Annotated in this window: 7 protein-coding genes; 2 read left to right on the top strand and 5 right to left on the bottom strand. The window is 38.7% G+C overall.

The window, feature by feature from the left end:
- Positions 1–117: 117 nt before the first annotated feature.
- A complete protein-coding gene (dndD, locus tag V7K27_RS17730; protein ID WP_334949405.1) occupies positions 118–2,106 on the top strand; it encodes a DNA sulfur modification protein DndD in 1,989 nt (662 codons plus the stop codon).
- 22 nt (positions 2,107–2,128) lie between these two features.
- Here the strand turns inward: dndD and brxL are convergent, their stop codons facing one another.
- Genes brxL through V7K27_RS17705 form a run of 5 tightly spaced genes read right to left on the bottom strand, consistent with a single transcriptional unit; the run spans position 2,129 to position 11,368 of the window.
- The gene (brxL, locus tag V7K27_RS17725) at positions 2,129–3,577 is read right to left on the bottom strand and encodes a BREX system Lon protease-like protein BrxL (RefSeq protein ID WP_334949404.1); all 1,449 of its coding nucleotides are present in this window, start codon (positions 3,575–3,577) and stop codon (positions 2,129–2,131) included.
- The gene (locus V7K27_RS17720) at positions 3,549–5,756 is read right to left on the bottom strand and encodes a hypothetical protein (protein ID WP_334949403.1); all 2,208 of its coding nucleotides are present in this window, start codon (positions 5,754–5,756) and stop codon (positions 3,549–3,551) included. Before V7K27_RS17720 ends, brxL begins: the two co-directional genes overlap by 29 nt.
- A gap of 5 nt (positions 5,757–5,761) precedes the next feature.
- Complete coding sequence (locus tag V7K27_RS17715; protein ID WP_334949402.1) at positions 5,762–10,081, bottom strand: hypothetical protein; 4,320 nt, start codon at positions 10,079–10,081, stop codon at positions 5,762–5,764.
- 32 nt (positions 10,082–10,113) lie between these two features.
- Entirely contained in the window at positions 10,114–10,554 is a 441-nt protein-coding gene (locus tag V7K27_RS17710; RefSeq protein WP_334949401.1) for a hypothetical protein, read from the bottom strand.
- Entirely contained in the window at positions 10,544–11,368 is an 825-nt protein-coding gene (locus V7K27_RS17705) for a DUF4007 family protein (protein ID WP_334949400.1), read from the bottom strand. The genes V7K27_RS17710 and V7K27_RS17705 overlap by 11 nt, the downstream gene beginning before the upstream one ends.
- Before the next feature lie 447 nt (positions 11,369–11,815).
- On the opposite strand from V7K27_RS17705, the gene dndE reads away from it, so the two are divergent.
- A complete protein-coding gene (gene dndE / locus V7K27_RS17700; RefSeq protein WP_334791110.1) occupies positions 11,816–12,202 on the top strand; it encodes a DNA sulfur modification protein DndE in 387 nt (128 codons plus the stop codon).
- Positions 12,203–12,243: the final 41 nt, after the last annotated feature.

The following is a 12,243-nucleotide window of genomic DNA, read 5'->3' as shown; positions in this document are numbered from 1 at the left end:
TATCTGATAAACTTTGCTGCATAACCGCGAATTCCATTCGCCCGGTATCTGATAAACTTTGCTGCATAACCGCGAATTCCATTCGCCCGGTATCTTAATAAACCCACAATCAAATCAATGATATTTCTTGAACTCGTATTACAAAACTTTGGCCCCTACAGTGGGAAACAGGTAATTAATCTTAACCCAAAAATTGATGAGGAAAACTCCCGTCCAATTATCCTATTAGGTGGCATGAATGGCGGCGGAAAAACTACGCTGATGGATGCCATTCGTCTCGCTCTTTATGGCCCCCGCGCCCAATGTTCCACCCGTGGTAATTTAAGTTATGGCGATTTTCTCAATCAATGTGTTAACAACCAAATAGATCCAGCTGTAGACACCCGGATTGAATTACTTTTTGAACATATTGAAAACGATAAACCAATAAAATACCGTGTTGTGCGTAGTTGGACAAAAAACCCTAAAGATGGTAAAGATACATTAGGTATTTTAGGCGACAGTGATACATGGCCTGATGCTTTAGTTAATATCTGGGATGAATATATTGAAAATCTCCTGCCATTAGGTATTTCTAACTTATTCCTATTTGATGGTGAACAAGTTAAAGAACTCGCAGAACAGGAAATACCACCACCGATTGTTGTTGAAGCTATTCGCGGACTTTTCGGGCTAGAGTTAGCAGATCGTTTAGCAGTTGATTTAGATATTTTAGTTAACCGTAAACGCAAAGAATTTGCTGATAGTAAAGATTTAGCTAACCTAGAAGAAATTGAAAAAAGATTGACGCAACAGCAACAAGATTATCAAGAAAGTGAACAGAATTTAGAAAATATCAAAAATCAGCTAGAAGAATTAGAAGTAAAGCAGCAAGAAGCTTTTGATAAATTCATTTCTGAGGGTGGTAAAATTGCGGCAGAACGCAATCAACTAGAACTACAACAGAAAGCGAAAACTGCGGAAGTTGAACAAGTGCGTCAGTTAATGTGTGAATTGGCGGCTGATGTTTTACCCCTAGCATTAATTCCCAATTTACTTACTCAAGTGCAAACGCAGGGAGAAAAAGAATTTCGCCATCGACAAATCCAAATTTCCAAAGATTTGTTAATTGAGAGAGATCAGCGCTTACTCAGTTGGCTAAGTCAGGTAGAAATTGCTCTAACACAAGTTGAAAAAATTCAATCATTTTTAGTCGAAGATGTAGATAATTTATATGCAAAGACTCTTCCATTTGGAACGCCTTGGTTATTAGCTGATGATGAAACGTTAAGTCAGCTAGATAATCTTATCTATCACTTGCAAAATTCTCAAATTTCTGCAAAAGAAAAATTAGCTATTATCAAAAATAAAGAAGAAGAAATTATCACTTTGGAAAGACAAGTACAAACAGCAGCAGCACCAGAAGATTATACAAAGCTGCGTCAGACAGTAGAAGCGGCACAAAATCAAGTTGTTGAAGCTAAAGCAAATTATGAAACAATTCGCCGCCGTTTAGCTGAATTAGAAACTATTATTGCTAAGTCTAAGAAAGAATTAAGTGAATACACTGTAGAAAATATTAAATATAAAAATAACGAACATATTATTACCTCTGCGGCGAAAGTTCAAGAAACACTCAAGATTTTTCGTGAAAAATTAACGTTGAGAAAGCTGAATAAATTAGAGGAAGAAGTTAAAAATTGCTTCCTTTATCTCCTGCACAAATCAGATTTAGTGCATCGCATCGCCATTGATACCAATACTTTTGGACTTTCGTTATATGATTTCAATGGTAAACCAGTCCCTAAACATCGCCTTTCGGCTGGCGAAAAACAACTACTTGCGATCGCATTCCTCTGGGGTTTAGCCAAAGTCTCTGGACACCGCCTACCAGTAGCTATCGATACGCCACTAGGTAGACTAGATTCTTATCACCGCAATAATTTAGTTGAACGTTACTTTCCATCCGCCAGCCATCAAGTAATTTTGTTATCTACGGATACTGAGATTGGACAGAAAGAAGTAGAAACACTGAGAGAAAACGAAGCGATCGCTCGTGAATACCTGCTCAAATACGACTCCTCCACCCGTCAAACAACAGTAGTAGAAAATCAATATTTTTGGTGATTCTTTTGGTGGGATATAGTATTTACTTTGTCTCCACATAAATTTCTCTACCAAACTGCCTGAATTCATCATCGAGATAATATAGCGAGTTTCGGATAGCTTGGCGTAGTTTACAAGCAGGTTCCAGGCAATCGCGCTCGTAGTCCATTAATGTTAATTCTAAATGAGGATAGAGAATTTTTAGAAAACCTGATGCTGATTTGAGGATAGCATTTTGGTCACGAATAGTCACATTTTTGGCAAATTTCGTATGCTGTTCTACATAGAACATGAAACGATTGTCTTGGCGTAGAGATAGCAATACTTCACCAAAGAAATCCATTTTTAAACCAACTTGAGAAGCTATCATTTCTCTTTGAAACTTTGGAATTTTCCAGCCTGGGAGAATACCACATAATCGGTCTAATAATGCAGTTTCAGCAAAAAACTTGGGGAGATTAGCAATTAAATTATCTTCATTGCGTGGTTCTAATTGATCATCTAATTCAATATTAGCTAGCATCACTAACCCGCAGTCACTAGAAATATCTGCAAAACCAGAGCGATTATAACGACCGCTAGCAAGATAATTTTTGAGTGGCCCAATGACCTCTTCAGGATTATCGAAAGTTAAACTTTGAACTTCATCTAAAACCAGAACTTCATGACGACCGAGTAACCCGACTTCTTTAGTTCTGCCGTTGATAAACAATTGGGCAGGAGTCACTTTACCACCACTAATTAAAGTAACTTTACTACTGATATTTTCAAAAAAGAAGCTTTTTCCAGTACCTTTAGGAGCTAGTTCTATGACATGATAATTAGCTTCCACTAACGATAATAACCTAGCCAAGATCCATGTTTTAGCTTCCGGCTGATAACTGGGATGCTGGGGGTTAAAACCCATTGAGCAAAATATTAAATCCCGCCATTGTTGTGTATTGAATTTTGCCCGACATTCGGCATAGCCTTGTAAATCAACTTGTGAACATTGAAATGGTTCAAAATCCATCACTTCCACTTTACCATCGGGAAGCATAGCCAGAGTAATTTTGCCCCATATTCCTTGGCGTAGCAGTATTTTATAACGTTCAACAATATCAGTCGCAATGCTACATTCAGTCAAATTTAATACAGGAATTTGTGCCAATGGTTCAGGAATTAGTTTTCCTCCCTGTTCTAATTTAATGCGTACCTGCATTAAAGCAATGAGTTTTCGGATTTCTCCTTGAGTGAGGTCAAAAATAATTTCATTCCGGTCATCTTTACGTGGAAAGGCTTTTTTAATAAAGCTATTTATTTTCTCTAATTCTATTGATGTAAGTGTTCCTGAACCGGGTACTATTTTATCTAACAACCATTCAGCCACAAAACTAGGCACGCCAATAGAACTTAGTCCACTAGATGGTAGTCTAGTTTTATCAATACAGAGATTTCCGAAAACCTCACGAACCAAATCGTTATTATAGGTTGTTGCTTCCCAAGAATTCATCTATATCAAATCCACTACTATATATTTGGTTAATAATAATTTTTGAGTCAGGAGTGATGGCAGTGCTTTCAATTTCAGCACAGGCAAATCTAAAAGTTAATTGGCCAATTAAAGATAGGTTATTTCCCGGATAATTTGGGGGCAATGTGGGTACTTCGGGAATTATTATCTGAAAACTGAAGCGCTGATTGGCAGGAATTTCCTCTTCTAATGGTTTTCCCTGCTGAAAATCAGGTAGTTCGTGAATATACAGACAAAGGTCTGTTAGCGGTACTGAGTTAGGATTCTCAATAGTAATTTTCAGTTCTCCTGTCTGTTTGGGTTTGCCTTCACCAAAGCAAAAAACCAGCACAGGAAGACGTTGGATAGATTTTCGGAGAACAGATACGCCAACCACAACTTCTTCGGGAAATAGCCCACCGTGAGAACCGATAATTTTTTTATTGCTAGTGTAGCTAAAAGAACCTAAGCTAGCGGAGCCTTTGACAATACTAATATCGTGAGGAAGACCGTAGCGATCGCCTTCTAAAACCACAAACCTGGTATCATCAGTTTTACCGATCGCCATTCTCCCCTTGGGTTCCAGTTCTGGGGGGCAGTGGGTGATTTTTTCGGAAGTACCCATCATTTGACCATGATCGCTGGCAATAACGATTCTGAGTGCATCTGGATCGGGGTATTGTTGCAAACAGTAATCAATTCTCTTGGCAATGCCTTCTAGGGTTTGGGGACAGTCAAGTTCGTAAAGGCTTTGCCAGTCTTTTTGAGTATGATAAAGACTATCGAATATATCTGTATCCCAACAATACAACTTAGAAGTCTTTTTTCTCAAAGCGCTGTAAAGTTTGTCAACTTGTCTATCTGTATAACGTTTACCCATGCCCATTTTCACAAAAGCTTTGCCAGCATCCGCAACCCAAGCAGAATCACTGGGCAACAATTGAGCATATAGACTCCATTTAGCATATTCTGTTTTAGTGGGCAGGATACTAAATCGAGGCTCAATGGCAGTTTCTACAGCCAGTTTGTAATTCTTCGTGAGTAAAGCCAAAAGTTCTAGATGATCTAACCATCCTAAGCCATCGACCACAACCCAAAAAACAGGACTATCTTGGCAAAGATTTTGCACTGTTGATGCAACGCTGTAATTGAGGTAGGAATTTTCTACTGAGTCTACCTTCATTTGGGGGTAGTGCTGGAGCATCCATTTGACAAAGCTATCCGCCAAACTATCACTAATTTTTGGTGCAACGGCAGGTTGCTTAATAACTTCCCAGCGACGGAAGGGCAGGTAATCTTTTGTTGCCCAAGCTAAAGCTTGCCCAGGAGTAGCATTTAAAGCCAGAGGTTGGGGAGGACGTTGATTAAGACTTAATTCTTGCTTCTGCTGATAGCTAAGATAAGGGGTAACTTTCGCTTCCCTGACTTTATTTATCCAATTAGATTGAGTTCTTAAAACTCTGTAGGCACAATTTGCAATTCGCTCCATACCTACTTGGTTAGCAGGCATTAGGGTATCCAAGACTTTACCTTCGGTGCGGGAGATGAGTTGTTGCCAGTAGCTATCAAACTCTTGTCTGAGTAAGTCGGGAACTGGCAAGGGATACTTGCCAATGTCGTTGAAGACTGGTTCTGCTATACCTAACCAGCGACGTAGGAACAATAATTTATCTTCAGTCTGGTAATAGTTTGCTAACTCATGTTCTTTGAACCGTTGCTGCCAAACTCGCTCTAAGGGTTTGTATTCTTCTGGAACTGGAATTGACAACCAAGCAGCGAGATGTGAAATCGAGGCTTGGGCAAACCATATCTGTTCATTACTGTTAGTGATATTGTCTGCCAAAAAATGAGCAATGGGGTTGTCTTGGGGATAAGAATCTAACTTGGTAGCTAGAATCAGTAGTTGCTCGTCAGTCCAATCATGGGGTAACGGTACATTAGCAAACAATTGCCCTAGTATGTAGCGGGGATGTTGCTTAATCTCCGTGATTTCCTCAGTTCTATTCCACGATCGCAGCCAAGTTTCTGCCCATTGGCATAATCGCTCACCTCTTACCCAGCAAGGATCGGCACTGACACCAAAGAACTGTATCCATTCCACCTCTGTTGTAATTCGGATATAGCCGGAGGGAATATCGTACAATCCAGTCGGGTCTAATATGATCTGTTTATCACTCATCCCTATTACTCCTCCGTCTTTTCTGAGAGAATTTGCCCTAACCTCTCGTACACATTTTGTTGCTCTAAATGGGGAAGTTGCCGTAACAGTACAAAAATTTGATTGGTTATATCTTTCTCCCGTTCCTCAACGCATTGACGTTCTATATTCTCTAATGACTGAGTTTCTGTAACACTAATTAAGTTAATATAATTAGATTTTTCAGATTGAATTTTCTCCAGTAAATTATTTGCTGCTTCAAGTTTCTCCGCATCATCAAACGATTGGTTTATTTGAGTACAACTGTTTTCTAAATCTTTGACCCATTGCTGGGCCGTAGCTTGTTGCTGCTGGAGAATTTGTGATTGTTTTTGTTCATATTCTTGTATTTTATTCCTAAAATTTACTTCTAACTGAGAAATTCTCCCTTGAAAGCGGTCAGCATTATAGATATTCAACTCCCCACTAGCAATTATTCCCAAAGCATCATTACAACTGGTAATAGAATCACTTTGTTGATAACGAGTTTCTAGACTTTGTATTTGCTCTAGGTCATGCTTTAAACTCTGGATTTGTGGTTGTAGTTCTTGATAGTCTTTGTAATCGCCCGAATCTTGAAAAATAACATCAAGCTTGGCATATTCTGTATTAATAACATCTAATTCTGGGAGATTATTTACTGAATGTAATTGAGTGCGGAGATTTGCCAGACTAGAACGATCGCTAGTGATTTTGTTTTGAATTAACTGCACAATTTCAGCAACTTCACGCTGAAATTTATCGGGATAATTGAAGCGAGATTGTAAATTTTCAACTTCTTGAAGTGCTGCTTGAGAAAGATGAATAGTTTTAATTTTCGTTGCAGAATTGCGAATATTCTGCATAATTTGTGTATCTTCAGCTTGCTTTTGTCCTGCTTCTGCCTGCTGCCTAATGTCTGTTAATCTGATGTTGCTGGTACGGAGGGCATTTTGCAAACTCTCAATTAAATGGGGAGGCAAATCTGCAATTTGGGTAATCTGGTCAATAATTCCTTGAATTTCAATTTTATAAGTATTGCAAGCTTGTTCGGTAGATAGTGACTCAGCACGGTTGTTTTCTGCTGCTACAAGTTGGTCAATTTTATTACTGACAGTTTGAAATGCTTGAGAGAAGCGATCGCGTTGTTGTTGTGTTGGTAAAATCGAGGTATCTGGCGATGGCGATCGCAGTTGGGGGTAAAGTAGTAATAGTGCTGCCAATTGTGCCTCATGAGGTAATTTTTCCACAGCTTGCACTGGTTGTAACCACTTGTCAATTTCAGCAACCGCAGCACTAATCTGCTTTCTATTCTTAGTTAACTCTTCTTTTTCTAACTCATCTGGTTCATTAAACTCTAAAAAAGCAGCAACGACCTCTAAATACTCCTGCGCCTGATCATAATAGTTTATTAGCGATGCCGAAATCGACATTTCTGCTTGTTGGCGACGAATCAGTTTAGACTTTTGTTTAATAATCCAGTCGTCAACAAATGCAGTGGGGTTTTGGAGAATATCAGTATTACCCCAGTTTTGCAGAGACTTGTCTTCTGAAGGAATAAACTCTCCCTTTTTAGTAGTAAGTTTGACGCGTCCTCGCAAACAAACTTCTTTGCGATGGATTGCCAACCATCCTGCTAGCAACATAGTAAAGTTATACTCGCTATAACCAAAAGGTGGGGCAGAAAGTACTTGCCAAATTTTTTGTAAGTCAACAATCTTTTGTGGTAATCCTTCTAAGTCAGTTATTTCAGAAATTTCATCCCAGGCAGCACGGATTTTTTCATCAGTTGGTTCTTGAACGATATATTTATCAGATGTTTTCTTGAATAGACCCCATAGCTTGACAAAAATCTGATCAATAACAGTACTGTAAGAACGGTCAGGCAGTGTTTGTTGACTGAGATTATCTTCTATAAAGATTTGTTTGGCAGTCCAGCCGACAATTTTTTTACCTGTGAGATGGCCTGAACGCATTTTATCGATTTCATCCACAGGAGGAACGAAGGGATATAAATCTTGTAAAAGTAAGCTGATTACCCGTTGCGGTTTGCGTTGTTCAGCAGATGGAATTTTCTCGATTTCCACACAATGATAAGTGCAATTATTTAATAACCTCATTAACCGTGTGTTTGCTTCTTCTTCCCAACGCTGAAGCTGTTCTTGATAAGCTTTTCCCGACAATCTTTTATCAGCAGCGTCCGTCTCTTCAAGAGTTTTTATCTGTAAAATTACACGGGCTAAATTTCCGGTTTCTTCTCTAGGAATAGCAACGGCAATGTAATTTTGAATTGGCGATTTAGATAAATAATTAGCTACAGTATTACGAAACTCTTGCAACTCCTCTTGAGTCTCTGTCAGAACATAAGCTAAAATCCCCTTCTCTTTGGTATCTCTCAGAATCCGATTGTTCTCTAGAGCTTTAATGAATTTCTCAATACTGTATATCTTACGCTCAAATCGCCAGTCTTCACTCACTAATTTGTTATCTTTGACAAACTGTGTAGCAGTAATTATATTATTAGATGGATGTTGTCTAAGAATATTAATTTTATCACAATAGGCGACAACATCATTAATAGAGGTTGTTTGAAATCTGATTTTTTCTTCAATTTCTTCTTGAATAACTTTAGGGTTAATTCCTTCCCAGAACCGATAAAGCTTAATTTCTGGTCGGTGGTAAATTAAGTCTCTTTCCTTTTCTAGTTTATCTAGTGCTGTCTGGAGTCTCAATTTAGTTAAACCTGTTAAAGCTACTAAAATCTCTTGATGTTCTTCTTGGTCTGCTTTGGTAAGTTTTTCTCCACTAGCTTCATATAAAAATAAAGCTTTAATAACCATTAATTCATCGTCATTGTCAGAACCTGCAACCAAATCCACAGCTTTTTTATAGTGATTATAAACCGAGGAATTAGAAAAGTTTTCAATAAAGGTATCTACTAAAGCAATGGGATAAATGTAATTAAGTTTTCCAGCCTTTTCTACAGGCTGAGTTGCAATGAAATTTTTGACATAGCCTTTTATAAACTGAATAGCAGTCCGATCTTGGGTAAAATCAAGGTTGCATAGCAGATATGCTGTAAGAGGATGTAGGGGAAAACAACCCTCAGATAAGTGGGTATAAAACTCTTGGAAAGACCAGCCTTTGTGTTTATAAATTTTAATTCTTTCCTCGAAGGCGGTTTCAGCTTCTCTTATCAGCGTGTTATGCCATTGAGAACGAAATGTTTGCCAACTGGAGTTATTTTTTGGCAACAATAAGTTTTCTATTACTAGTTCCAAGCTAGAGGTAGGATTATCGTAGGTGGTGCCATCTTTTGGTGCAAGACGAGTTGCTATCTTTTGGTACTCTGGTATTACATTTGCAGAAATCCCCAATGCCCTACCAGGATGAATTTGGGTGAAACTTAGTAAAGCAATTTTCCCTTTGTAGTTTTCGCAAATGTTAGTAATATTTTGCAGCGCAGTACCTCCAGCACCTATGTCATCTGCTGCCCAAGATTTCAGATAGTAATTTAACTCATCAAATAAAATTAAAATCCCTTGGAAGTGAGTATTTTCACCAGTGCAATGATTTTTTATCAGGTCTTCTAAAATTACTTGGATATTTACATCAGCAGCAAAGTCAGGAGTAAATCCCGTGATTTGAAAGGCAAGTTTTTTAACAGTCGATAGAACACCAGAGTTATTTTCTCTGAGTAAGCGAATGAGAGAATTTAAATCACCATCAGGATTCCCAATACTTTGTAAATATTGTTCTGCTTTTGCCCGATTCTCTATATTCAAATTTTCCAAGTAGCGTCGGGGTTCGCTGCATATATCTTGTGCTAAGGAATCCTGAATACCTGCTTCTTCCAGATTTTTGACGAGTTGTTGCAGAAATTGCTTCCTAATGTCGCCGCCTTGATCTCCACTAAGACAGATAACTAAATGTTGGTGGCGTTGGTTTTGTTTAAAAAGCTTCAATCCTTCAGAAATAGCCTGATTTTTGGCAGATGTCGCCTTTTCTACTTGTGACAAAATCCCTTGCACTTCCTGACTCTGGAAGGGTTTTTTGAAAAAGTTGGCTATAGCGATCGCAAAATGAGACTTCCCCTTACCATATTGTTGAATCATCAAATGGATATTCGGCTGATTTGGACTATGATAGCTACGGCGCACCGCATCCAAAATACCAACCGTCGATAACTCAGGTTTTATTAAGTCGTAGTTAAAGATAAAACTCTCACACAGAGGCAAATTCTTCTCTAAATCATCCAACATGCCAAAGTTCACAGAACTGGCAATACTACCCTTTTCGTTGATTTCAACAAGTTGGTTGAGGAGCATAATCAATTAAAATAGCAAATGCAAAGTGATAATTATCCTGAAGGAATACGCTTAATTCTCTCTGACGACCAATTTTTGGGTGCTAGTAGCTGGGGTAGCAGTATCCACAAAAGTTTTTCTAGCTTGCGAGTCTCTTCCAGTTGCTTCCAGAAAAGGGTAATGTGACTGCCAGATGTCACCTGTAAATAAGTAATCAGACAATCTAACCCTTCCAGTAAAACTACCTGCTTGTTAACCCCAGAACACATTGACTTGATCGCATCCAATTCCAGATCCAGATCGTGATGAAGCGTGAGAAAGTTTTCTCCCGGATGAATCCTTTGTAACAAATTTTTTCGGTAGTTGACCCGTTGAGCATTATTGTCAAAAGCGATACGTACTAGTTCGTTTTCGTCAGGTGTATCCCACAGTAGCAAGTGAATTCTGTCATCGGGCCTGGCATCTCGTAGCAGAAAATCAGCTTTATCCGTCATAGGCTTTTTCCAGCAGTGCCAAGGGTTCATCCCAACGGGGAATCACTTGGAAAGGAGGTACTGCCCGTCGCTGTTCGATGATGCCGTAAGCTTCTAGTGCATTTAGCTGTTCCTGTAGTGCGTCTGCTTTGATACCCAGTACAGCAGCAATTCCCATTTTCTGGTTCAAGATGGCCTCGGTAAGAACAGAACCTTCGCCTTTAAAGTCACGTTCCCACAGCTTTGCTAGGAAATATCCCACCAGGTAAGAGTTAGGTAAGTGGGCATTTCCAGCAACATATTTATCCTCTTCTTGAGTGATAAACTTGCAGGATGCTAAAGCTTGAAACTCAGTGTATGCCCGCAAGATAAATTTGATTCTGTCAGCAATCACTTTGCTTTCTTCTTCAAACTCTGAAGCGATATGATACAATAATTCCTCGCTAGTAAATTTACTATAACGAGGCAAGAACTTATATATAAAGTAAGACCATCCACCCCAATCAGCAGGATTTTCTGGTGTTTGTTGTAGTCCTTTATCACCAAAACTTAAGTAAAAGTGCATCAACCAGTCTGTAATATTTGACTCCAAGCCTGAGTCTAGTCGCAAGACAATTTCCCCTTCCCGACTGGGGCGATTATTCTTAATTAACCCTGCACGTACTGCCCAACTTTTTACTCGTCCTACTTTGCCATTACCTAAACTTGTTTTCTCCATCAAATTAGGCAAGCTATCATTTAAGCCTTTTTCTTGGGCAGAAGCATGAATAAGTCTATTGATTTCGTCTTTTTTAAAGGCAAAAGAGCCATTGAAATGTAATTGCAATTTAGCCATAATATATTATTTTTCAATGCGAAGTTTAATTAAATATATTTTGCTGGTACTAGTTAAATTTACAAAATATGTATGAAATGTTTAATGCCAGGATATAGACAACTATTAAATTGTATCTTATTAACTAGTATATATAGCAATCCTATCTGAGTTGTGAATTTTTTTTTTAACGAACCACTCCAGACGCAGAGGGCACAGAGAGAAACAATAGAGATGTTCACAAATGATTTAGGACTGCTATATGGCATTGATATTAGTGGGCGTAGACTCACGGCAGCAAGCTGCTAGACATCGCTAATTATCTAAACATGATTATTTATCTCTCTAAGTGATAAAAGAAGGAATAATTAAGTAGCTCAAATTAATCAACCTGCTGTTAAGTATTGTTAATTATGTGAAAGGATAATGTATAGGATTCCTTTTACTTTTTCCCTTTTAGCTTTAGTTATGGAATCACCAATCGAACGTATTCGCCTATCCCAAACAGCCAAAGACCAACTGCTCAAACTCAGACGCAGCACCAAAATCGACCAATGGAATATCTTATGCCGTTGGGCGTTTTGTCGCTCTCTCGCAGAACCAACCACACCCTCACCCGTCCCAATTCCCCAAGATAGCAACGTCGAAATGAGTTGGCGCGTCTTTGGCGGCGAAATGTCCGATATTCTCCTTCTCGCCCTCAAGCAACGCTGTCACAATGACGGTTATCCCACCGATAAAGAAACCCTCGCTACCCAATTCCGCCTGCATTTGCATCGCGGTATTGGCTACTTAGCTGGCGATCCAAATATCAAGAAAATTGAAGATTTAATTGAACTGGCCATTAAACCTTGAAACAATATAGTAATCCGCTTTGATTATTGAACTTATTTGCG

It is taken from the genome of Nostoc sp. (assembly GCF_036919575.1).
GTDB lineage: Bacteria > Cyanobacteriota > Cyanobacteriia > Cyanobacteriales > Nostocaceae > Nostoc.
The sequence above is the reverse complement of the archived record's forward strand: the minus strand, read 5'-3'. Positions and strand labels throughout refer to the sequence as shown.